At 62.9% G+C, this 21934-nt stretch carries 18 protein-coding genes and 1 tRNA gene; 12 read left to right on the forward strand and 7 right to left on the reverse strand.

Going from position 1 to position 21934, the window contains the following annotated elements:
• Positions 1 to 51: 51 nt before the first annotated feature.
• On the reverse strand, positions 52 to 1803 hold the full coding sequence (locus tag PMI07_RS04125) for an alkaline phosphatase (RefSeq protein ID WP_007766329.1): 1752 nt from the start codon (positions 1801 to 1803) through the stop codon (positions 52 to 54).
• Positions 1804 to 2296: 493 nt separating this feature from the next.
• On the opposite strand from PMI07_RS04125, the gene PMI07_RS04135 reads away from it, so the two are divergent.
• The 3 genes from PMI07_RS04135 (at position 2297) to PMI07_RS04145 (ending at position 6012) form a co-directional block, all read left to right on the forward strand.
• Positions 2297 to 2920, forward strand: a complete 624-nt coding sequence (locus PMI07_RS04135; protein ID WP_007766328.1) for a ribonuclease D — start codon at positions 2297 to 2299, stop codon at positions 2918 to 2920.
• A 169-nt stretch (positions 2921 to 3089) separates the two neighbouring features.
• Positions 3090 to 4133, forward strand: coding sequence for a hypothetical protein (locus PMI07_RS04140; protein WP_024163546.1), 1044 nt, complete (start codon positions 3090 to 3092; stop codon positions 4131 to 4133).
• A 142-nt stretch (positions 4134 to 4275) separates the two neighbouring features.
• Positions 4276 to 6012, forward strand: a complete 1737-nt coding sequence (locus tag PMI07_RS04145; RefSeq protein ID WP_037085180.1) for a hypothetical protein — start codon at positions 4276 to 4278, stop codon at positions 6010 to 6012.
• Positions 6013 to 6090: 78 nt separating this feature from the next.
• Here PMI07_RS04145 and rpsA read toward each other — a convergent pair whose 3' ends face one another.
• From rpsA to PMI07_RS04160, 3 genes are all read right to left on the reverse strand, one after another.
• Positions 6091 to 7797 (reverse strand): 30S ribosomal protein S1, encoded by a 1707-nt coding sequence (gene rpsA / locus PMI07_RS04150; protein ID WP_007759771.1) that lies wholly within the window; start codon positions 7795 to 7797, stop codon positions 6091 to 6093.
• 141 nt (positions 7798 to 7938) lie between these two features.
• Entirely contained in the window at positions 7939 to 8598 is a 660-nt protein-coding gene (cmk, locus tag PMI07_RS04155) for a (d)CMP kinase (RefSeq protein WP_007759763.1), read from the reverse strand.
• Positions 8595 to 9236, reverse strand: a complete 642-nt coding sequence (locus PMI07_RS04160; protein WP_024163547.1) for an FMN-binding negative transcriptional regulator — start codon at positions 9234 to 9236, stop codon at positions 8595 to 8597. The genes cmk and PMI07_RS04160 overlap by 4 nt, the downstream gene beginning before the upstream one ends.
• 250 nt (positions 9237 to 9486) lie before the next feature.
• On the opposite strand from PMI07_RS04160, the gene PMI07_RS04165 reads away from it, so the two are divergent.
• The 3 genes from PMI07_RS04165 (at position 9487) to PMI07_RS34735 (ending at position 10436) form a co-directional block, all read left to right on the forward strand.
• On the forward strand, positions 9487 to 9876 hold the full coding sequence (locus PMI07_RS04165; RefSeq protein ID WP_007773726.1) for a TIGR02300 family protein: 390 nt from the start codon (positions 9487 to 9489) through the stop codon (positions 9874 to 9876).
• Positions 9877 to 10044: 168 nt separating this feature from the next.
• Positions 10045 to 10120, forward strand: a tRNA-Ala gene (locus tag PMI07_RS04170).
• A gap of 139 nt (positions 10121 to 10259) precedes the next feature.
• Positions 10260 to 10436 carry a hypothetical protein gene (locus PMI07_RS34735; RefSeq protein ID WP_155956372.1) on the forward strand — a complete coding sequence of 59 codons (177 nt, stop codon included), beginning with the start codon at positions 10260 to 10262 and terminating at the stop codon, positions 10434 to 10436.
• Positions 10437 to 10536: 100 nt separating this feature from the next.
• Here the strand turns inward: PMI07_RS34735 and PMI07_RS04180 are convergent, their stop codons facing one another.
• The 3 genes from PMI07_RS04180 to PMI07_RS04190 are packed head-to-tail and all read right to left on the reverse strand — an operon-like array spanning position 10537 to position 15143.
• Positions 10537 to 11499, reverse strand: coding sequence for a DMT family transporter (locus PMI07_RS04180; protein ID WP_007773723.1), 963 nt, complete (start codon positions 11497 to 11499; stop codon positions 10537 to 10539).
• Positions 11496 to 13898: a PIG-L family deacetylase gene (locus tag PMI07_RS04185; protein ID WP_024163548.1), complete on the reverse strand. Its 2403-nt coding sequence runs from the start codon at positions 13896 to 13898 to the stop codon at positions 11496 to 11498. The genes PMI07_RS04180 and PMI07_RS04185 overlap by 4 nt, the downstream gene beginning before the upstream one ends.
• Positions 13899 to 13916: 18 nt before the next feature.
• Positions 13917 to 15143, reverse strand: a complete 1227-nt coding sequence (locus PMI07_RS04190; protein WP_024163549.1) for an ROK family protein — start codon at positions 15141 to 15143, stop codon at positions 13917 to 13919.
• A gap of 249 nt (positions 15144 to 15392) precedes the next feature.
• Here PMI07_RS04190 and PMI07_RS04195 point away from each other — a divergent pair, with 249 nt between their 5' ends.
• From PMI07_RS04195 to PMI07_RS04220, 6 genes are read left to right on the forward strand one after another with little or no spacing between them, the layout of a single operon-like run.
• On the forward strand, positions 15393 to 16658 hold the full coding sequence (locus PMI07_RS04195; RefSeq protein ID WP_081760634.1) for an extracellular solute-binding protein: 1266 nt from the start codon (positions 15393 to 15395) through the stop codon (positions 16656 to 16658).
• A gap of 15 nt (positions 16659 to 16673) precedes the next feature.
• Positions 16674 to 17627 carry a sugar ABC transporter permease gene (locus tag PMI07_RS04200; protein WP_007755472.1) on the forward strand — a complete coding sequence of 318 codons (954 nt, stop codon included), beginning with the start codon at positions 16674 to 16676 and terminating at the stop codon, positions 17625 to 17627.
• Entirely contained in the window at positions 17624 to 18466 is an 843-nt protein-coding gene (locus tag PMI07_RS04205) for a carbohydrate ABC transporter permease (RefSeq protein WP_007755469.1), read from the forward strand. The genes PMI07_RS04200 and PMI07_RS04205 overlap by 4 nt, the downstream gene beginning before the upstream one ends.
• A gap of 15 nt (positions 18467 to 18481) precedes the next feature.
• The gene (gene argH / locus PMI07_RS04210; RefSeq protein ID WP_007755463.1) at positions 18482 to 19996 is read left to right on the forward strand and encodes an argininosuccinate lyase; all 1515 of its coding nucleotides are present in this window, start codon (positions 18482 to 18484) and stop codon (positions 19994 to 19996) included.
• Positions 19996 to 21036 carry a sn-glycerol-3-phosphate ABC transporter ATP-binding protein UgpC gene (ugpC, locus tag PMI07_RS04215; RefSeq protein ID WP_024163550.1) on the forward strand — a complete coding sequence of 347 codons (1041 nt, stop codon included), beginning with the start codon at positions 19996 to 19998 and terminating at the stop codon, positions 21034 to 21036. The genes argH and ugpC overlap by 1 nt, the downstream gene beginning before the upstream one ends.
• Positions 21033 to 21932 (forward strand): PfkB family carbohydrate kinase, encoded by a 900-nt coding sequence (locus tag PMI07_RS04220; protein ID WP_007774673.1) that lies wholly within the window; start codon positions 21033 to 21035, stop codon positions 21930 to 21932. The genes ugpC and PMI07_RS04220 overlap by 4 nt, the downstream gene beginning before the upstream one ends.
• The last annotated feature ends 2 nt before the right edge of the window (positions 21933 to 21934 follow it).

Here is a 21934-nt window from a genome sequence, read left to right on the forward strand (position 1 = left end):
CGGCCGGGAGCATTGTTTTTAACACGGGTGGTGCGGCAGGTGGTTCAGACCTTAGTTGGTCTGCTTGCTGCCGAGAGCGAGCGCGTCGGCGAGAACCTTGTAGACGTCGCTCTGTTCCATATAGCCCTTGAAGCCTTCCGCGCCCGGGCCGGTGGCCTGCAGCAAGACGTCGTCAACGGAGTGAACGCCGCTGTCGCCGCTCTTCGGGATGTTGCCCTGAACGAAGACGGCGCCCGGGACATTCTTGTACTGTTCGTTGGCAACGTATTCCTTCTTTTCGTTCTGGATCGCCGGAACGAACGGGCCTTCCATCTTCGGGCGGAAGGTTTCGTAATGATCCGGGCCGTTGTTGGCGTTGAGGAACAGGCGGCGGGTAACGTCGATCTTGTCCGGATAGCCGTCGCCGTTCTCGTCCTTGTAGTTGGGGAAGCCGGCTTCCGCGTAAGTGCCGACCTTTTCGCGCATTTCGGTGCCCGGCTTCTCGTCATCGACGGTGCCGATGATCGAAACGCCATGGGTGTGGTCGCCGGTGACGACGATCAGGGTGTCGGGATTGGTCTTCTGGAATTCGCGGGCAAGGCCGATCGCCTTGTCGAATTCGATGGTATCGATGACCGCGCGGTCCCAATCCAGCGGATGGGACATCTTGTCGATCGAGGAGCCTTCGACCATCAGGAAGAAGCCGTCCTGGTCCTTGGAGAGGCGATCGAGAGCGACCTTGGTCATGTCAACCAGGCCCGGTTGGTTCGGATACTTGTCGACGGTGCCCTTCTTCAGGAACTCGCGGTCAAGCGTGACGTCCATATTGCCCGGATGGAAGAGGCCGAGAAGCAGGCCGTTCGCATTGATGTTGGCGGCAAGCTCGGCCTTGTCGGTGGCGACGCTGTAGCCGGCGTCCTTGAAGAGCTTGATATAGTCCTTGTCGTCCTTGCGCTTGGAACCGGCAGTGGCCTGCGGAAGGAAATAAGCGGAGCCGCCGCCGAGCACGACGTCCGGCTTGGCGTCGAGCAGCATGCCGACGACGTCTGCCTTGTCGTTACGGTTGCGGGTGTGGGAAACGACGGCAGCCGGCGTGGCGTCTTCGACTTCAGACGTCGCGACGATACCGATCGACTTGCCGGTCTGGCGGCGAAGAGCTTCGGCAATGGTCTCGACCTTCGGGTCGTCCAGCGAGTCCGGCGTGCGGTCGGCATAAACGCCAATCGCGTTGACGGCGGTCTTGTGGCCGGTCATGTAGGCCGACATGGTGTTGGCGCTATCGGTGGCGACAGCGTTGGTCGCGGACGTGCCGATGAAGGCAGCCGGCGGGATATCGTCGAGATTGAGGCGGCCGTTGGCCTTGCCCTCGGTCATGCCCTTGGACATGATGCGGGCAGCGGTGCGGTGAGCAACCGAAAGGCCATCACCGAGGAAGAAAATGACGTTCTTGGCCTTCGGGGCAGCGCCTGTGCCGTAGACGTTCCAGGTGACGCTCTTGGTTTCCGAACCAGCGGATACTTCGACCTTGTAATCGCCGGCGGTGGCGATGGTCAGGCCGCGCAGGATGACGGCAGAACCGAGGACCTTGTCCTTGTTCTTTTCTTCCGCGACGAACTGGACTTCCTTGCCGAGAACGGTCTTGTAATCCTGGCCGTTGACGGTGATCTTGACGTCTTCCGGCTTCACGACCGAGTTGAATTCGACCTTGAAATCGAAGGGTGAGGCGGTGAGGATCGTGGCGCGATCCAGCGGATAAACGGTGGCAGCCTGGGCGGCGCCGGCGAGCACGGTCGAAACGACCAGGGCGGCAAAAATCTTGCGCATAGTAACCTCACGAAAAGTTCAAAGGGAAGGCGAGGTTTCGTATACCGGCGGTGCATGACACCTACGTGACGCCAACCATAGATCGAGGCGCCTGGCCGCATGGCTGTCATGAGGCGGAAAAGCAACGTTCTTGAGGGGAAAGCCTGCTCCGGAAACGGAAAAAGCCTGGCGCGGGAGGAGGTGCGCCAGGCTTTAAACTTGATCGACAACTGGGAGGAGGAGGATGTTGTCGATCCGTATCGAGCAACACTGGGAGGAGGAGTGCGTCGCTCGATGACTAAGATATAGGCTAATCGTTTAAGCACGCCAACCCACCCTGTTGCAATGCAGCAATGCGCTGTATGCAAGGCTGAGCAAATGCCCGAGGACCGTTCCGTCGCTCAACGAGACACCTTTCACCGCCGCGGGACACTCAAGCTTGCCAGATCACCGTATCCCTGGCGAAAAACGTGGTCTATAGCGGTGCCTGACAGACAGGCAGACGGAGTCGGACATGGCAGAGATCAGATATCACGAAGGCGATATTCCGGCAGCAGACGCGGCCCGTTATACGGGAGCGATCGCCATCGACACCGAGACGCTCGGTCTCGTGCCGCGCCGCGACCGGCTTTGCGTCGTGCAGCTTTCGCCGGGAGACGGTTCGGCCGACGTGATCCGGATCGCCGCCGGGCAGAGCCAGGCCCCCAATCTCGTCGCCATGCTGGCCGATCCGGCGCGCCAGAAGATCTTCCATTACGGCCGCTTCGATATCGCCGTTCTGTTCCACACGTTCGGCGTCACCACGACGCCGGTCTTCTGCACCAAGATCGCCTCGCGCCTGGCCCGCACCTATACGGACCGGCACGGGCTCAAGGACAATCTCAAGGAGATGCTCGACGTCGACGTTTCCAAGGCGCAGCAGCAATCCGACTGGGCGGCCGAAGTGCTTTCGCCGGCGCAGCTCGAATATGCGGCCTCCGACGTGCTCCACCTGCATGCGCTCCGAGACAAGCTGAGCCACCGCCTCGTTCGCGACAAGCGCGCCGAACTGGCCCAGGCCTGTTTCGAATTCCTGCCAACGCGGGCGAAGCTGGATCTGCTCGGCTGGGAAGAGGCCGACATTTTCGCCCATAGCTGATGCCGGGGGACGGTATCATCGTGCCGTGCAATCCGGGTGACAGCGAAACGGCCTGCGTCCGAATGTGATAAAGAGCGGCATAACTACTAGCTGCCCGGTAACGTCTCGTTAACCCTTCAAATCTAGTTTTGCCCGCGGTGTATCTTTCGACGAGACCGGATTTCGGGCCATGTTGCTTCCTACCCAGCAGACTTACGGGCTTGCCGCGACCAACATGATGCAGTCGATGCTCGACAGCATCGAGGATCAGCGCAAGAAGGACGAAGAGCAGCGGACCGGCAAAAAGAGCGATCCGGTTGCCGAAGCCCGCATCAGCGCCAGCGAAGACGCCAGGCGCGCCCGCGACAAGATCACCACCGCCCTTTTCGGCGTCAACAGCACTGACCCGAACGAGCTGAAGATCGAGCTCGTCGACCGCCTCGCTTCCAAGCTCGGCATCGACACCGACGAAGCGCGCTCGTCCTACAAGCTCGGCAAGGCGCTGGAAGACGCGCTGAAGGATCTCGGAGCGGCCGGCGCGGCCAAGCTCGAGGAAGACCTCGGCCTCAAGGACATGGGTATCTCGATCGATACGCTGCTGGCGGCGATCAAGAACCCCTATGGCGACGACAACCAGCGCCTGATGGACGGCCTCAACCGCAAGGCCAATGGCGGCAAGCTGGACACGGAAGTCGAGCGTGTCGTGCAGCGGCTCGAGGATGTCGCCGACCCGAAGACGCTCGAAGAGCTGAAGCTCGGTCCGCAGGGCTACGATCCGACCCGAGTCGAAGATGCCGAAACCCGCGCCGAGCGCCAGGACGACATCCAAGCGGCGGAAGCCGGCAAGAAGCTCGATGACGTCCAGAAGGTTCAGGACGTCATCGAGAAGAAGAATGACGAGGCGGCAAAACCGGCGGCCGGCGGCACAGCCGATACGGCATCCGTCGACGATACCGCGCTGCTGGCGCTTTTCGCTGCGGCCGCCGAACAGGTGGCCAGTTCCGATACGGGCGACGCGGCCGACAGCCTCGTTTCCGACGACAGTTCCGCCGAGGACGACTCCGCCGCCTCCGACGCGATCCTGGCAGACAATGAAGCGCCGACCAATGAAATGGCGGCGAAAGCGATCGAGGAGCTTGCCGCCGAGGCCGCCGAGAAATCCCAGGCCGACATCGTGCCCGTGCGCGTGGACGAGATCGGCATCTATGAACTGTTGAAGAAGCTGGCTGCGTGATCCTGCAATAAACCCGATCTCCCCCTCATCTGTCCCGCCATGGATCATTTTCGCTGACCTCCCAGCGGAAGGCGAAACCTGTTAGCGAATTGTTAACCTTTTTGCCGCACAGTCATGTCTGTGTATCGGCACTGGCGACGCCATGAGGCGTTCCGGTCGCAACGCCGCTCGTTGCGAAAAGACAAGAACCCGTTCGGCCGAGCTGTCCTATCGTCTCTATCAGACATTGGAGCGGACGATGCTGCCCCCGGTTCGTACCAGTTCATTCGTCGACTACCAGACACCATCGCAGCAACCCATTCTGCGTCAGCGGATCGACGTGGCCAATACCGTGGCGAACAGCGGGTTGATCGGTTCCTCGCCGATGTCTGCGGGGCGGCTGGACGTCCTTTCGCTTTCGGCGCAGCTCCAGCTCGCCCAGGGGTTTTCCGTCTTCGCCGAAACCATCGGCCGGCTGATCAAGGTGCCGCGCCGCGAAGGCGAAGCATTGGCCGATTATGCCCAGCGCCTTTCCGAAGCGGTCAAGGCGATGAACCCGGCCGAAAAGGCAGCTCTCGAACGCACGCTCAACCAGCTGGTCAAGGGCATTTCGCTCCGCCTTCTCGCCGAAATCCTCAATAATCCGGCCGGTCCCGAGGCCGCACGCGTCGCCATGCAACTGGAGACCGCCCAGCTGCTCGACCGCGATCTCGCCGCAAAGGCCGTCGTCAGCTCCTATCGCCAGAATGCCGGGGCGGAACAGGTGCCGGGCCCGCTGCCGCCGCCGGCAAACGCCGCGCCAACAGCATCCGGCCAGACTTCCGCACCGACGGCAGAGGCCGAGGCCCAGGCCGCGCAACCCGGCGAGGAAGCTGCGATCGACGGAGATTTGCCGGAAGAGATTGCCGCAGACGCAGCCACGCAGGATGCGGAAGCATCGCCTGCGACGACAATTTCCAGCGCCACTCAGGATGCGGCCACGCTTTCCGCCGAAGTCGAGGCCCTGGCGGCCCCCACCGACGAGAACCCATTGCAGGCGAGCGCCGAAACCGATCCGGGTATGGCACCCGCATCCGCGCAGGAAGCGGCCGAACTCGCTGAAAGCGAGACACCGGAGTTTGCCGCCGCGCGGACCGAAGAGGCGCCGGAGAGCCCGACGGCAGCGCGGCCGGACGAAGGCCGACAGACTGCGACCGCAGTTCCAGGCGATCGGCGCACGGCTCAACCCGTCTTTTATGACGGCCCGGCTCTCGCCCGGCTTTCCCAGCGCGGCCTCGAACAGCAAGGCGGCGCGCGTGCGCTCAATGCGGAGAAGATGGCGAACGGCGCCACGACCATATGGCTGGCGGAAGTGCTTGCCGACGCCACCAGCGACCTTCTCGACGGTCTGCCGGTTGCGGCAAGGCAGTTGCCGGAACAGCAGGCATTGCAGGAATTGACCGACAAGGACCTCATCGGAAAATCCGCCATGCAGGCGAATGAAGCCATGGCAAAGCCCGCGCCACCGGCCGCGGATGAACCGGCAAGCACCGGTTCAACGAGCCGGACCGCCGGTACTACCCCGAACGCAAGCAGTCAGGCCGCAGGCGCGACGGAACTCGCCGAGCAGCTCGCTCTCCCGATCGCCCTGCCACCCGCCTTTCGCGAAGGCGTTGCCCTGCCCTATGTCCCCTACCCGCCGGAGGAGCGCGAGCGGGACCCCGAGGAGCGCAAGACAAAGGCGATCTCGCAGACCGACGAGGACGGTGAACAGCAGCAATCGGCCGGCGAGCAGGCGTTCAGCGAAGAAGGCCCGGCCGACGACCACGGCGAGGACGAAGGCGACGAGGTTTCGAAGGAAGCCACGGAAGATGCGGAGCGGGCGAACGACCTCTACTGGCGCATGGCCGGCTGGACTTGAATTCCATTCATAAAAACCGCGCATGAAAAAACCGCCGGACTTGCGTCCGGCGGTTTTCGATCTCTTGCGAGGCGTCGATTACTCGTTGTTGCCGCGGTTCTTCAGAGCCGCGCCAAGGATGTCGCCGAGCGAAGCGCCGCTGTCGGACGAACCGAACTGAGCGACTGCTTCCTTCTCTTCTGCGATCTCGAGAGCCTTGATCGACAGCATGACCTTGCGGTCCTTCTTGGAGAAGTTGACGACGCGGGCATCGAAGACCTGGCCAACCGAGAAACGCTCCGGACGCTGATCGTCGCGATCGCGTGCCAGGTCGTTGCGGCGGATGAAGGAGGTGATGTCTTCGTGGTTGACGAGACGAACCTCTACACCACCGTCGTTGACGGCGATGACTTCGCACGACACGACGGCATTCTTGCGCAGGTCGCCGGAAGTGGCGGCTTCACCGACCGAATCCTTGCCGAGCTGCTTGATGCCGAGCGAGATACGCTCCTTGTCGACGTCCACATCGAGAACGACAGCCTTGACGACGTCGCCCTTGTTGAACTCCTCGATGACCTGTTCGCCCGGACGGTTCCAGTCGAGGTCGGAGAGATGGACCATGCCGTCAACGTCGCCTTCGAGGCCGATGAACAGGCCGAACTCGGTCTTGTTCTTGACTTCGCCTTCGACTTCAGTGCCGGCCGGATGGCTGTAGGCAAATGCCTGCCACGGATTTTCGAGCGTCTGCTTCAGGCCAAGCGAGATACGGCGCTTGGACGGATCGACTTCGAGAACGACCACGTCAACATCCTGCGTCGTGGACAGGATCTTGCCGGGATGGACGTTCTTCTTGGTCCAGGACATTTCGGAAATGTGGATGAGGCCTTCGATGCCCGGCTCCAGTTCGACGAATGCACCGTAGTCGGTGATGTTCGTGACGGTACCGGAAATCTTCTTGCCGACCGGATACTTGGCGGCAATGCCATCCCACGGATCCGACTCGAGCTGCTTCATGCCGAGCGAGATGCGGTGGGTTTCCTGGTTGATGCGGATGATCTGTACCTTGACCTGCTGGCCGATGGACAGGATTTCCGACGGATGGTTCACACGGCGCCATGCCATGTCGGTGACGTGCAGGAGGCCGTCGATGCCGCCGAGATCAACGAACGCACCGTAATCGGTGATGTTCTTGACGACGCCGTCAACAACCTGGCCTTCTTCGAGGTTCTGAACGATTTCAGAACGCTGCTCGGCGCGGGACTCTTCGAGAACCGTGCGGCGCGACACAACGATGTTGCCGCGGCGCTTATCCATCTTGAGGATTTCGAAGGGCTGCGGGTTGTGCATGAGCGGGGTGACGTCGCGGATCGGACGAATGTCGACCTGCGAACGCGGCAGGAAGGCAACGGCGCCGTCGAGATCGACGGTGAAGCCACCCTTGACCTGGTTGAAGATGACGCCTTCGACGCGCTCGCCAGCTTCGAACTTGAGTTCGAGCTTGACCCAGCTTTCTTCGCGGCGAGCCTTCTCGCGCGACAGAACCGCTTCGCCAAGCGCGTTCTCGATGCGCTCGACGTAAACTTCGACTTCGTCGCCGACCTTCAGCGAACCGTCCTTGCCCTTGGCACCGAATTCCTTGAGCGCAATGCGACCTTCGACCTTGAGACCGACGTCAACGACGGCCATGTCCTTTTCGATCCCGGTGACGATGCCCTTTGTGACATAGCCTTCGGCCAGATCGTTGGTAGCGAAGGATTCTTCGAGGAGGGCTGCGAAGTCCTCCCGCGTGGGGTTAGATACTGCCATGAAATCTCCTGAGGTACCCGATACGGGCCCATACAGCGCCGGTGGTTCGTGTTGCACATGCCCAAAGGTTCATGTCCGCCTCCCTCATCGGAGTTATCCGGGGGAGGCAATCCGGCGCGGGGACTTAAACTTCGGGCTATTCTATTTCAATTGTCTTTTCAGAGCGGCGTCGATGATGGTCTTCGCTGCCCGAAACGCGGCCTCTATACTCATTTCCGAGGTATCAAGCAAGTGCGCATCGTCGGCGGGCTTCAGGGGGCTGTCGGCCCGGCCCATGTCGCGCTCGTCGCGTTTCTTCACATCGGAGAAGATCGCGTCATAATCGACCTCGCCGCCCTTGCCGACGATCTCGTCGTACCGGCGCTTCGCCCTCACATCCGCAGATGCGGTGACATAGAGTTTCACGGGCGCATCGGGGCAGACGACCGTGCCGATATCCCGGCCGTCGAGCACCGTTCCCGGCTGCCTCAGGGAAAAAGCGCGCTGCGCCTCGACCAGAGCCCGGCGGACGGACGGCATGACGGCAATCTTCGAGGCCGCCTCGCCGATCGCGTGACTGGACAAAATATCGCGATCGAGGCCGGCGAGTTCAACCTCACGCGCCATCTTCTCGGCGACCTTCTCGTCATCGAGCGGCAGGCTGGCATCGAGCAGCGCCTTGGCGGTGGCGCGATAGGTCAGTCCCGTATCCAGATGGTGAAAACCGTAGGCGTCGGCGATCTGACGGGACAGCGTGCCCTTGCCGGCTGCGGCGGGGCCGTCGATGGCGATGATCATTGCAGGCTTTAAATTCAAACTCATGCTTCGCGCATGGCTCCATACTGGCGGACGAGATCCGCCATATCGCCCTGCCCGGGCATTTCATCAAGCCCTGCCGCAACACCTTCGCGATCGCCGACGGGGCGGTTCTGGCTGACCTTCCACTTGCCCTCGATCGCGGCGATCTCGATTTCGATGCCGACGATGCCTTTCAATTGCGCGCGGATGAAATCGTCCGGCGCATCGGTGACGGCCCAGGGCATGGCGCGGCTCCCCTCATGCTGGCTGGTGATCGCATTGATCTGCGACAGCAGCCAGTCGGCGTCCTCGACGATGCGGGCCGGGCCTCTTGCCTGGACGATCGCATAGTTCCAGGTCGGCACGACCTTTCCGGTCTCGCGCTTGGTCTGGTACCAGGAAGGCGTAACGTAGGAATCGGCGCCCTGGAAGACGGCGAGAACCGAGGCTCCGTCGCGGATGTCCTTCCATTGGCCGTTGGCGCGGGCGAGATGCAGGCGGAGCGTTCCTTTTGCCGAAGCCCCGGCATCGAGATGAAACGGCACCGGATTGGCGAGCAGGCCGGAATTGCCGGATGTCACCAGCAAACCGAGCGAATGAGCCCGGATCAGCGCGTGCTGCGTGCCAAGCTCCTCTTCGCGAAAATGCGGCGGCTGGTACATGCTCTTTACCTCTTGTCGCTTCCATCCGGAGCGGGCGGCGGGCCTGCCCGTCACGGCGGAAATTTTACCCCCCGTGACTAACATAACGCCTGCGATCGGTCACCGCTTTCACCCTTATGGGGTTCATGAAAAGTTTGTCTTTGACATCAAAGAGCACAGGCCTTATGGGGACCGGCTTAGATTTTCACCCTATAAAGCCGCGATCCAAGCGGCGCGCCGAACTATTCGGCCATCCCATGAGGCTCTGACTGTGGCAAAAGCGGAACTCGGAACCAAGCGAACCGACCCCGATACCGGCAAAAAATTCTACGACCTGAACCGCGATCCGGTCGTTTCTCCCTATACCGGCAAGTCCTGGCCGCTGTCCTTCTTCGAGGAAAACAGCGTCGCCAAGAAGATGGAACAGGCCGAGGAGGAAGACGTCCAGGAAGTCGATACCGAAAATCCGGAAGTCGAACTCGTCTCGCTCGAAGAGGGCGACGAGGCAGCCGGCGGCGACGACATCCCGGATATCGGCGATGACGACGATGTCGATATCGGCGATGATGACGACGATACCTTCCTGGAAGCCGACGAAGACGAAGATGACGACGACATGTCGGGCATCATCGGCGTGACCGGCGACGACGACGAAGTCTGATCCGTTTCCAAGGTAACGCCCGGCAATTCAATAAAAATTGCCGGGCGGACAAATTTCGGCTTGCACTCTCCGTAAACCGGAAGTAATAAGCCGCCACTCCGCCGGGCAAAGCCTTCATAAGCGCCTCGGGGGAGTTCCCAGGACCGGAAAATACCGGACCACCCTGATGGGGCTATAGCTCAGCTGGGAGAGCGCTTGCATGGCATGCAAGAGGTCAGCGGTTCGATCCCGCTTAGCTCCACCAAATATCTCCGAGACATGTAGAAGTTGATCGCCCGGGCCAGAACGCCTGCTTGGCGTTCGTGTCATCTCGCCATCAAAGTCGGGTTCGGGCGATGCGCTCGCGGCCTATGGCTCCGTTTGCGGGAGATCTGTTGAGAGCGGTGGCGAAGTACCTTCTGGCGCTCGGCCTTTCGTTCCAGCTCCGGCAAGCTCGTGCATGCCAGGCTGTCGACGGCAAGCTCGTCGAGATATTGCTGGCGGCGCGCCCTGGCCATCTGTTGGATGACGACTGCGAATATGCCGGCAAGAACTGCGACGATTGCCATAACGAACATTAGAGCGACCATGAGCACCTCCTGTTCCTGTGAAACGTGCGGAAGCGGATAAAGTTCGCCAATCATAGCCCGATGACGTTCACGCCGCATCACATCCCTTTGTTCAAGGGGGGTCTTCGCTCAAGGGGCCTTCGCTCAAAGAGGGACCATTGCTCAAGGTCCTCCTGCTCAGGGCGCGGCCGCGACGGCGGTCGAGCCAGGAAGCTCCCTGGAGTGCGGCCAGGATAATCATCACGCCGATCACCACCCTCACCTCGGGCACTTCGTCGAAGAAGACGTAGCCGGTGACGGTCACGAAGACGATCGACAGATAGCCGACGGGGGCGAGCACGCTGGCATCGGCGATCCGATAGGCGCGCAGGAAACAATATTGGCCGAGCTGGGCGAGGAAGCCGATGCCGAGCAGCGGGATCCAGTCGAAGGGCATGACCGGCTGCCAGGTGAAGACGGCAGGCACGGCGGTGATGACCGCGAGGCCGACCGTGTAGAAGACCATCATCACGGTGGTGTTCTCGTCCTTCAGCGCCCGGGTCTGGATGATCGCCAGCGAACCGAAAACGACCGAGACCAGCACGACCAGAACTTCGATATCGAAGCTCGACGTGCCGGGTGCCATGACGATCAGCACTCCGATGAAGGCGAAGCCCGCACCGAGCCAGCGGATGCGGCTCACCGTTTCGCCGAGCATCGCAACCGCCATGGCCATGGTGATCAGCGGCCGGGAAAAGCCGACCGCATTGACCATGGCGAGCGGCAGCATGGTGATGGCGAGAAAATTGCTGGTGAGCGCCACCGCATTGCAGGAAATGCGGAAAATGTTGCGCCACGGGTGTTTGACCCGGCGCATTTCGGCGCGGTGCCGCCAGATCAGCGGCAGGATGAACAGGAGACCGATCATCGCCCGGATGAAGACGAGCTGGAAGGCCGGATAGGTCGCCCCTTGCGCCTTCACCAGCGCCGTCATGCCGCCCGAGACCAGCGTCATGTCGAGAAGCAGCCAGCCGATGCCGGTGCGGGCGTTCGAGGCCCGCTCGGCTTCCGGCTCTGGCGCGGCCTCCGTGCTCACGCCGGCTGCACGAGGTTCGCCATCAGCCGGAAGGCGCCGGGAACGAGCTTGTCGAGCTGGTGGTGCAGCACGAGGCTGGTATGGGTGTGGCGGCCCTTGCCGATGACGCCGGAGATCAGCGCGCCCTTGAGCGGCTGTTCGTTGGCGTCATGCATGGCCAGCAGCGGCTCATAGACGTCATCCCAGCGGGAGACGAAATAGAGGCCGCGCTCCTTGTCCCAGCCCTGCCAGTCTTCCGGGCCGATGGCGTTCGGGCCCTTGAGGAGAATGTGGTCGGGCGCCAGCACGGTGACTTCGGCTCTCGGATCGGTGACCCGCCAGCGCAGCGACGGCGAACCGATCTCGATGCGGCGGAGCGGGGTTTCGTTCGGATCCCAGCCGTCCGTCGGGCGGTGATACAGCGTAACGAGGTGGCCGCCCTCTTCGACGAAACGGTGCAGGCGCTCGGTCGCAGCGGCAAGGTCCTTGCGGATGCCGAAGGCGAAGATGCCGACGACGATCGTGGTGAAGCGCGACAGATCGCCGGAGAGTGCCTGGGCGTCGAGTTCGGTGACGTCGAGGCCCATGCGGGCGAGCCACAGGCCGATGCGGTCGGCGCCGCCGCCGACATAACCGATCCGCGCGCCTTCGGGCAGCTTCAGATCAACCGACAGGATTTTCAGCGTAGCGGGCGCGCGAAAACTGGTGCGGCCGATATGCCGGTAGGCGATCGGCGTGACCTGGAAGGCCGGGCGGCCGTCGATCTGCGGTTCGAGCTCGACAAGGCCGGGCCTGGCCGCATCGGTCGCAGAGGCAGTCCAGCCGCCATCGGTCTTTTTCATCACCCAGCCGGCAGGCGTCTTGAAGGAGACGGGCGCATTGGTGCCGGAGACATTGGCCTTGATGGGCCATTCCGTCTGTTTCGTGCCGAGGGGCACGAGCAGCGCATCCGGCAGCAGGGTGAGCGACTGGGCGGGCGTTACCGCGAACGGCTCTTCGAGATCGAAGGTGCCGGAGACCGTGCGGCCCCCGATTTCTGCCGAGACCTTCACATGCGCATGGCCGTTGCCTCCAAGCGCCGACCAGGCGGGCAGGTAGAGGCCCGAAAGCGGCGCATCCGATGCTGCCGTCAGCGCAAATACGCGGTCGTTTGCGAGCGACTGAATGGAGGACGAGACGCCGGCGGGGAGAACCGGAACAACATCGACCTTGTGCGTCGAAGCGCCTTCGCCAAGCTCGACGGTGAGCGCCGCCGCCCCGCCTGGAGAAATGACGGAGGGATCGGCATAGGCGCGTTCGAAGATCGCCGCCGCATCGAGGATGGCGGCATCGACTTCCGTCTGCTTGCGGGCGATGCGGTGGCCCTGCAGGGTCGCAAACTCTTCCGGTGCGGCGGAGGCCACGATGTCCAGCCAGCCGGCGGCCTCGGTCAGCGCCCTGATGATCGCATCGCGGTCCGGGAAGGCCGCTGACGCCACGGCAATGGCGGCGTCCGCGAAGCGCAGGGCTTCCGCCACATTGGCGGGCAGGCCGGCGAAGCCGGCAAGCACGGTCAGCGATGCCGGCAGGCCCTCGAGCACCGACTGCTCGGATTTCGAGCGCGTGGCGGAGAGCTTCAGATGCAGCTGCCAGTCCTTTTCCGGGCGTTTCGGCCAGTGGCCCATGCCCTGGGACGCGTGATAATAACGCGACCATTCGCCGATCCGGTCATAGTCCGCGCCGGTGGCCGGGTCGCGACCCTTGGCCAGAACCGTGACCGTCGTATCCGGCGGCGGCACTTCGTCGTCATAGGTATCGCCGCCGCCGGACCAAGCCGGCAGGTAATATTTGGCGACCTTCCAGGGTTTCAGGCCTTCGGCGAAATGTTCGGGGTATGCAGTGGGGTCGGCTGCGAGCGTAATCGCCGTCTCGGCGGCCCGCGTCATGGCGCGGTGATGGCCGTGCTGGCCGGGCACATCGAGGAAGGTCGGGATGACGATGTCCGGGTGTTCCATGCGGTAGGCGCGCACCAGCCGCTCGATGGTGCGGGCCTCGCCCCAGCGGTTGAAGGTCGCATCGCCATCCTTGGAGAAGCCGAAATCGTGGACCGGGTCGGTGGGGCCGTGGCCGAGCCAAGAGACGTCGCTGTCGATCGCGCGGGCGGCCTCTTCCAGCTCGCGGGAGCGAATCACGCCGAGCGGGCCGAGACGTTCCGGACCCAGCGCATTCTGACCGCCCTCGCCGCGCGTCGAGCAGGCGATGATGACGCGCATGCCGAGGCCGAGGCGGAACCAGGCGAGCATGCCGTTCTGCTCGTCGTCGGGATGGGCGCCGGTATTCATCATCGTGACCGTCGACTTCAGCCGCGTCAGCTTGCGATGGAGCCGGACGAGCGAGGGATCGGCCATCTGCCGTTCGATGCGTTCGCGGGCGGTCAGCATGAAAGGTTCTCCAATCGGTCAGGCGGAAATATCGGCAGGCGCCGCAAGCGAGGTTTCAAGCTTGGGCGTCACCATGTCGAAAAGCGGAAGGGCGGCAGCGCCGAGTGCTGCCGTCAATTGTCCCGTCTGGCCGCGCAGGACGCGGGGCAGATCGCGCTGCCTGCGGCTGGCGACCGAGGTCGGCAGGTTGCCCATGCGGGCGACGATGTCCTCGATGATCGCATCCGGCAACGCGCCGCCGAGGATGACGGTCTGCGGATCGAGGATGTTTTCGAGCATGGCGACCATCGGGCCGAGATAGGTCGCAGCCTCGTCGATCCATTCCTCGACGACCGGATGGCGGTCGGCATGGAGCTTTTCGAGATCGGAAAACTCGGTGTCGGAAATACCGACACAGCTCAGCTTTTCCTTCAGCACATAGGCGGAAACATAACCTTCCAGGCAGCCGAGCTGGCCGCAGGAGGGGCAGGGCCTGCCCTTCGGCACGACGGTGACATGGCCGATTTCGCCGGCATTGCCGAAGGCGCCGCGATAGGGGGCGCCGTCCTGGATGATGCCGAGGCCGATACCGACGCCGAAATAGATCATGCAGAAATTGGAGATCGCCAGACCCGCGCCGAACAGCCGCTCGCCGACGGCTGCCGCCGTCGCGTCGTTTTCGACGATCACCGCATGGCCGCAGGCTTCGCTGAGCGCCTGGGCGGCGTCGAGCCCCGCCCAGCCCGGCAACGTCGTCGGGCCGACCGAGGTCATGCCGTCGATCTCGAACGGGCCGGGCATGACGACGCCGGTGCCGAGCAGCTTTGCGCCGACCAGTTCCGTGACCGCGGCAAGCTCCGCTGCGAATGCGGGCAGGATGTGCCCGGGGGTGGTATCTTTCAGCGGCGTGATGCGCTTTGCCCTCAAGCCGCCGGAGAGATCGAGCGCCACCGTCACCATGTGATCGGCGGCGATTTCGACGCCGATGGTGGCGCCGCCTTCCGGGTTGACCGCAAACTGGATCGGCGGCTGGCCGCGGCCGGATTTCAGCCGGCCCATCTCCATCAGCAGGCCCTCGCCGGCGAGTTCATCGACGATATTGGCGACGGCCTGGGGGGTGAGCTGGGTGAGCTTGGCAATATGGGCGCGGCCGAGCGAACCGTGGCGGCGCACCACATCCAGCACGACGCGGCGATTGTGCTCGCGGCTCCGTTCGGGGTTCTTGCCGATAGCCACCGGGTGTGTGCCGATCGTGTGTATGGTCATCTCGCCCACCTTAGGTTGGCAGAATTCATAACGCCGGAAAACGGCATCCGGCAATAGAATAATTCAAGTAAATTATCTTATTGACAAACGACCTCACTCAGGAAAGCGTAAGGGGAGGGCTGGGGCAAAGCGCCGCAGTGCTTGGAAGGGAGGAGTGCCTCCCGAAAACCAATAAACGCGTCGGGCTGCAGGTCGCGTCCGAATGCAGGGAACAATCAGACCCCAAGACCGGTGCACCCGGCGGGGCAAATGGAGGCTCACATGCGCAAGGCAACTTTGTTCGCCGGACTCGTCGCCGGTTTCAGCACGTTCGCATTCAATGCCGCGCAGGCGGTGGAAATCGAATACTGGCAGTATGTCTTCGACACGCGCGTGAAGGCGATGGACCAGCTCATCACCGAGTTCCAGAAGGCCAATCCGGGCATCACCGTCAAGCAGGTTACCTTCCCCTATGCCGATTACCAGACGCGCGTGATCGCCGCCAACATGGCCGGCAACGGTCCCGACGTCATGCAGCTCTTCTACGGCTGGCTCGACAAGTTCGTCGCCGGCGGCCTCCTCGCCCCGCTGCCGAAGGACGCCTTCCCGCATGCCAAGATCGAGAGCGACTTCTTCCCGATCGTCAAGGCGATGAAGCGTGGCGACGACTATTACGGCCTGCCGACCGCCGTGCGTTCGCTCGCCCTATTCTACAACAAGAAGCTCTTCACCGAGGCCGGCCTCGACCCGAACAACCCGCCGAAGACGCTCGACGACTATGTCGCCGCGGCCCAGAAGATCGCCAAGCGCGATGCTTCCGGAAACCTCATCGTCGAAGGTTCGACGCTCGACATGGGCGGCCAGGACCACCAGTGGTGGCGTGAAGTGCTGATCCGCCAGTTCGGCGGCGTGCCCTACACCGACAACGACCAGAAGGTCGCCTATAACAGCGAAGCCGGCATCAAGGCCTTGAAGTTCTACACCAGCCTGCAGCTCGAGAAGAAGATCGGCGCGGCCGGCTTCATGGACGAAGGCCAGGCGGCCTTCCGCGGCGGCAAGGCCGGCATGACCATCGACGGCACCTTCCGCCTCGGCGCCTTCAAGAGCATCAAGGATTTCGAATGGGGCGTGACCGAACTGCCGGCCAATGCGCAGGGCGTGCGTTCCAACTATGCCAGCTATTTCGCCAACGGCATCAGCGCCAAGGCGAAGGGCGAGGAGCTCGAAGCCTCGAAGAAGTTCCTGGCCTACATCACCTCTCCTGCTGCCATGGACATCTGGCTGAAGACCGTCGGCGAGCTGCCGGCGCTTCGCGCGGCCGCCCTGACGGAAGCCAACCTGAAGGACCCAATCTACGCGCCGTTCCTGAAGGGCCTGGAATACGCTCACACCACGCTGTTCATGGATGAGCAGGGCCAGCGCCAGAACGCCATCGACATGGCAAACCGCGTACTGCTGCAGGGTCAGTCCGTTGAGGACTCGATCAAGCAGGCGGCCGCGGCCGAGCAGGAAATCATCGACTCGGCCAAGCCGTAAGATACGGAGCCGATCATGGCAGCGATTGAACAGCAGGGGGCGGCGTCCGGCCGCCCCGGCGGATCCCCAGGGACATCCTTTGGCGACCGCTTTTCCATGCGAACGCGGCGCCTCGTCTGGGTCTGGAGTTTCCTTGCCCTGCCGATCCTCTTCTACGCGATCATCCGCTTTTATCCGACGTTCCAGGCCTTCTACCTGTCGTTCACCAACTGGGACCTGCTGCGGCCGGCGAAATTCATCGGATTCGCCAACTACATCAAGCTCTTCAAGGATCCGCAGTTCTGGAAGGTGTTCAAGAACACGTTCACCTACCTGATCATCGGCACACCGATCAGCCTCGTCACCGCCTTCACGATCGCCTTCTTTCTCGATCGCGTCCGCTTCATGCACAATGTCATCCGGGCGCTGTATTTTCTGCCGTTCCTGACCACGGCGGCGGCCATGGCCTGGGTCTGGCGCTGGTTCTACCAGCCGCCGCCGATCGGCGTCATCAACGACGTGTTCAGCATGCTCGGCATTCCGCAGCAGCCGTTCATCCGCTCGACCGACCAGGCGCTGTTCTCGATCATGGTGACGGCGATCTGGGCCGGCCTCGGCTTCCAGATCATCATCTTCATGGCTGGCCTGCGCGCCATTCCGGGCACGTTCTACGAGGCGGCCCGCATCGACGGGCTCGGCGAATGGGCGATTCTCCGCAAGATCACCCTGCCGCTCCTGAAACCGACCACCGTCTTCCTCGTGGTGTTCTCGTCGATCGGTTTCCTGCGCATCTTCGACCAGGTCTACAACATGACCACCAACGATCCCGGCGGACCGCTCGGATCGACCAAGCCGCTGGTTCTGATGATCTACCAGACCGCCTTCAACTCCTACGCAATGGGTTACGCCGCGGCGCAGACGGTGGTGCTGTTCACCATCCTGCTGATCGTTTCGCTGCTGCAGCTCTGGATCCTGAGGGAAAAGAAATGAGCGAAGCCACTCGCCTCAGCCACGGCAGGATCCGGCCCGGCCTGATCGTCACCTGGACCGTGCTGTTCATCGGCGGCCTGATCATGGTCTCGCCGATCGCCTTCATGTTCTCGACGTCCCTGAAGACGGCCGACCAGATCTATGACCTGCGCCTCATCCCGGCGGCGCCGACGCTGGCGAACTATATCTCAGTGCTCGCCGACGGGCGGTTCATGCGCTGGTTCTTCAATTCGACGCTGATCGCGGTGATCGTCACCCTGTCGAATTGCTTCTTCGACAGCCTCGTCGGTTATACGCTGGCCAAATTCGAGTTCCGCGGGCGTTATTTCATCTTCCTCGCGATCCTCTCGACGCTGATGATCCCCACCGAGATGCTGGTCATCCCGTGGTACCTGATGTCGAGCCAGCTCGGCTGGCTGGACAGCTACTGGGGCATCATGTTCCCCGGCATGATGACGGCCTTCGGCACCTTCCTGATGAAGCAGTTCTTCGAAACCGTGCCGAACGACTTCATCGAGGCGGCGCGCGTCGACGGGCTCAACGAATTCCAGATCTGGTGGAAAGTGGCGCTGCCGCTGGTGACGCCGGCGCTCTCGGCGCTGGCCATCTTCACCTTCCTCGGCAACTGGACGGCGTTCTTCTGGCCGCTGATCGTCACCACCAGCAAGGAACTCTATACGCTGCCGGTCGGACTTTCGAGCTTCGCGGTCGAGCAGTCCATCCAGTGGGAAATGATCATGACGGGGGCGGCGATCGCCACCCTTCCCACCCTTCTCGTCTTCCTCGTCCTGCAGCGCTACATCGTCCGCGGTGTGATGCTGGCGGGCCTAAAGGGATAATGCAAGGATAAAGCCATGGCGGACATCAACCCGCGCCTTTCCGACACCAGCACGTTCCCCGATCCGGTCTACAAGGAAACGGTGCTTCGGCCGCTCTTCGACGGCGCCAAGAGCCATCATGTCGACGGTTTCCGCCGGATCGACCGCGCCCATCTCGTGATGCTCGTCGAGACCGGTATCCTCGACAAGGAAATCGCGTCCAAGATCGCCGGCGCATTGGAGGCGATCGACACGGAAATCGATCCGTCGACGCTCGTTTACACCGGCGAGGTGGAGGACTTCTTCTTCCTGATCGAAAAAGAGCTGAAGGCCCGTATCGGCGTCGATATCGCCGGGCGGCTGCACACCGCCCGGTCGCGCAACGACATCGACCACACGCTCTTCAAGCTCGGCCTGAAGGACAAGATCGATGCGCTGATGGGCAAGGCCCGCAAACTGCTCGCCACGATGATCGATGCCGCCGAGCGCGAGAAGGCGACGCTGATCGTTGCCTATACGCATGGCCAGCCGGCCCAGCCGACGACGTTCGGGCATTATCTCTCGGCCGCGATCGAAGTGCTGATCCGCGATATCGAGCGATTTGCCGAGGCCCGGAAAATCGTCGACCTGTCGCCGATGGGGGCGGCCGCGATCACCACGTCCGGCTTCCCGATCGACCGCGCCCGTGTTGCCGAACTGCTCGGCTTCTCCGCGCCGTTGCGCAACTCCTATAGCTGCATCGCGGCCGTGGACTACACGACCTCGACCTATTCGGCGATCGAGCTGATGTTCCTGCATCTCGGCCGGCTGATACAGGATTTTCAGTTCTGGACGAGTTTCGAGGTCGGGCAGATCTACGTGCCGAACGCGCTGGTGCAGATCTCCTCGATCATGCCGCAGAAGCGCAACCCGGTGCCGATCGAACACCTGCGCCACCTCGCCAGCCAGACGATGGGCCGGGCGCGCACCGTGCTCGACGTGATGCACAACACGCCGTTCACCGACATGAACGACAGCGAAGGCGAGACTCAGGGCATGGGCTACGAGGCCTTCGCCTCGGCGTCGCGCGTGCTCGACCTGCTGGCCGCGCTGATCAGCCAGATCAGCATCGATCCGGAGCGCGTCGACCAGAATATCCGCCGGTCCTGCATCACGATTACCGAGCTTGCCGACTCGCTGGTGCGCATCGAAGGACTGTCCTTTCGCGAGGCGCACGAGATCGCTGCAGCAACGGCAAAGAGCGTCGTCGCCTCCAAGGGCGACCTGCCCAATGACGGTTACGAGCCCTTCCTCAAGGCCTTCGAACATTCGGCCAGCCGTAAGCCTTCCGTCGATCTCCAGAAGTTCAGGGAGATTGTCTCGCCCGAGCATTTCGTCGCCGTGCGCGCCCGTTTCGGCGGGCCCGCGCCAGAGCCGATGCAGGCCGCGATAACAGCCTATCGCGACAAGCTCGCCGCCTTCGAGGCCGAAGCCAAGAAGGCCGCGGAGCATGAGGCAAGGGCCGCGGCCGAACTGAACCAGAAATTCACCGCCCTGACGGGAGCCCGCTGATGGCGACGATCGAACTCGAAAAACTGGTGAAGCGTTACGGCAAGGTCGAGGCCGTCAAGGGCATCGACCTCTCGATCGCCGATGGCGAATTCGTTGTCTTCGTCGGCCCGTCCGGCTGCGGCAAGTCGACGACTTTGCGCATGATCGCCGGCCTTGAGGAAATCTCCGGCGGCACGCTGAAGATCGGCTCGGAAGTGGTCAACGAGCGCGAGCCGAAACAGCGCAACATCGCCATGGTCTTCCAGAACTATGCGATCTACCCGCATATGACCGTGCGCCAGAACATCGGTTTCGGCCTCTATACCTCGAAGCTCAGCAAGGCCGAGAAGGACAAGCGGATCGAGGACGCCGGCAAGATCCTCGGCCTCGAAGCTCTGCTTGATCGTCGTCCGGCTGCCCTTTCCGGCGGGCAGCGCCAGCGCGTCGCGATCGGCCGCGCCATGGTGCGCGATCCTTCCGCCTTCCTGTTCGACGAACCGCTTTCCAATCTCGACGCCCAGCTTCGCGCGCAGATGCGTATCGAGATCAAGCGGCTGCATCAAAAGCTGAAGACCACGACCGTCTACGTCACCCACGACCAGATCGAGGCCATGACGATGGCTGACCGGATCGTGGTGATGAAGGACGGCGTGATCCTGCAGGTCGGCACGCCTTCGGAGCTCTACGATGCCCCGGTCGATGTGTTCACCGCCCGCTTCATCGGCAGCCCGTCGATGAATCTCGTGCGCGGCCGCCGGACGGGGTCGGGCGTGGAAATGGCACGCGTCGGAGATATCCTGATCGGCGTGCGCCCGCACGACCTGATCGCGCATGCGACAGTCACCGGCAGCAGCGGTTTTACCGTGACCGGAACGGTCTCGGCGGTCGAACCCTTGGGGCCGGAAACCCTGGTGCACCTGGATGTCGCCGACACCCCAATCATCGCCACCGTGCGCGAAAAATTCGTGCCGGCGGTCGGAAGCACGCTCACCTGCGAAGCCGCGCCGGGTGACCTTTACCTCTTCGATGCCAGCACAGAGAGATTTCTGGGCCGTTCATGATGACGCATGCAGAGACCAGATCCGCGGTGCTGAGCATCGGTCGGATCTATTGCGACCTGATTTTTACAGGCCTCGGCCACCTGCCGGTGCTCGGCCGTGAGATCTATGCCAGCGGCATGGAGATCGCAGCCGGCGGCGGCGCCTTCATCGCGGCCGCGCATCTTGCCCATGCGGGCCGCAAGGTGGCGCTTGCCGCCCGGCTCGGCACGGATTCGCTATCGACGGGCGTCGAGGAGCAGATCCGGGACAGCGGCGTCGACCTGCGTTTCATCGAACATGCGGAAGATGCCGGGCCACAGGTGACGGTCGCGGCCGTGGTCGGCCAGGACCGGGCCTTCCTCACCCGCCGCGCCGGGCCTGCGCTTCCCGCGACGCTCGAAGCGGCTCTCGACTGGGAGGAAGTCCGCCACCTGCACATTGCCGAATATGCGACGCTGCACGAGATCCCGGACCTCGTTTCCCGCGCCAAGGACAAGGGCCTGACCGTTTCGCTCGATCCGAGCTGGGATGCAACGCTGATCTATGACCGCGGCCTGCTGCGGGCCTGCGAGGGCGTTGACCTGTTCCTGCCCAATCTCGAAGAGGCCGAAGCGATCACCGGGTCGGCCGATCCGGAAGTTGCGCTCGCCAAGCTGTCTCTCGCCTTTCCGCTCGTCCTCCTCAAGGGTGGTGCCGAAGGCGCCTGGCTGATGTCCAACGGCCGGATGCTGCATGCGCCGGCGGAAACCGTGCCGGTGATCGATACGACCGGCGCCGGCGATGCCTTTAATGCCGGCTTCATCCACGCCTGGCTGAACGAGGCGTCGGAAGAAGCCGCCTTGCGTGCCGGCATCCGGTTCGGCAGCCGTGCCATCCAGGCGGCCGGCGGCGCCAAGCTGCTTGCCAGCAACGACTAGTT

This window comes from Rhizobium sp. CF080 (assembly GCF_000282095.2).
GTDB lineage: Bacteria > Pseudomonadota > Alphaproteobacteria > Rhizobiales > Rhizobiaceae > Neorhizobium.

Bases quoted from the DNA above. Each gene is read 5' to 3' on its own strand.
- PMI07_RS04190 (WP_024163549.1), bottom strand. From the start codon at position 15,143: ATGACCATACACACGATCGGCACACACCCGGTGGCTATCGGCAAGAAC.
- PMI07_RS04145 (WP_037085180.1), top strand. From the start codon at position 4,276: ATGAGGCGTTCCGGTCGCAACGCCGCTCGTTGCGAAAAGACAAGAACC.
- PMI07_RS04195 (WP_081760634.1), top strand. From the start codon at position 15,393: ATGGAGGCTCACATGCGCAAGGCAACTTTGTTCGCCGGACTCGTCGCC.
- PMI07_RS04185 (WP_024163548.1), bottom strand. From the start codon at position 13,898: ATGCTGACCGCCCGCGAACGCATCGAACGGCAGATGGCCGATCCCTCG.
- PMI07_RS04220 (WP_007774673.1), top strand. From the start codon at position 21,033: ATGATGACGCATGCAGAGACCAGATCCGCGGTGCTGAGCATCGGTCGG.
- PMI07_RS04160 (WP_024163547.1), bottom strand. From the start codon at position 9,236: ATGTACCAGCCGCCGCATTTTCGCGAAGAGGAGCTTGGCACGCAGCAC.
- PMI07_RS04125 (WP_007766329.1), bottom strand. From the start codon at position 1,803: ATGCGCAAGATTTTTGCCGCCCTGGTCGTTTCGACCGTGCTCGCCGGC.
- rpsA (WP_007759771.1), bottom strand. From the start codon at position 7,797: ATGGCAGTATCTAACCCCACGCGGGAGGACTTCGCAGCCCTCCTCGAA.
- cmk (WP_007759763.1), bottom strand. From the start codon at position 8,598: ATGAGTTTGAATTTAAAGCCTGCAATGATCATCGCCATCGACGGCCCC.
- argH (WP_007755463.1), top strand. From the start codon at position 18,482: ATGGCGGACATCAACCCGCGCCTTTCCGACACCAGCACGTTCCCCGAT.
- PMI07_RS04140 (WP_024163546.1), top strand. From the start codon at position 3,090: ATGTTGCTTCCTACCCAGCAGACTTACGGGCTTGCCGCGACCAACATG.
- PMI07_RS04135 (WP_007766328.1), top strand. From the start codon at position 2,297: ATGGCAGAGATCAGATATCACGAAGGCGATATTCCGGCAGCAGACGCG.
- PMI07_RS04205 (WP_007755469.1), top strand. From the start codon at position 17,624: ATGAGCGAAGCCACTCGCCTCAGCCACGGCAGGATCCGGCCCGGCCTG.
- PMI07_RS04200 (WP_007755472.1), top strand. From the start codon at position 16,674: ATGGCAGCGATTGAACAGCAGGGGGCGGCGTCCGGCCGCCCCGGCGGA.
- ugpC (WP_024163550.1), top strand. From the start codon at position 19,996: ATGGCGACGATCGAACTCGAAAAACTGGTGAAGCGTTACGGCAAGGTC.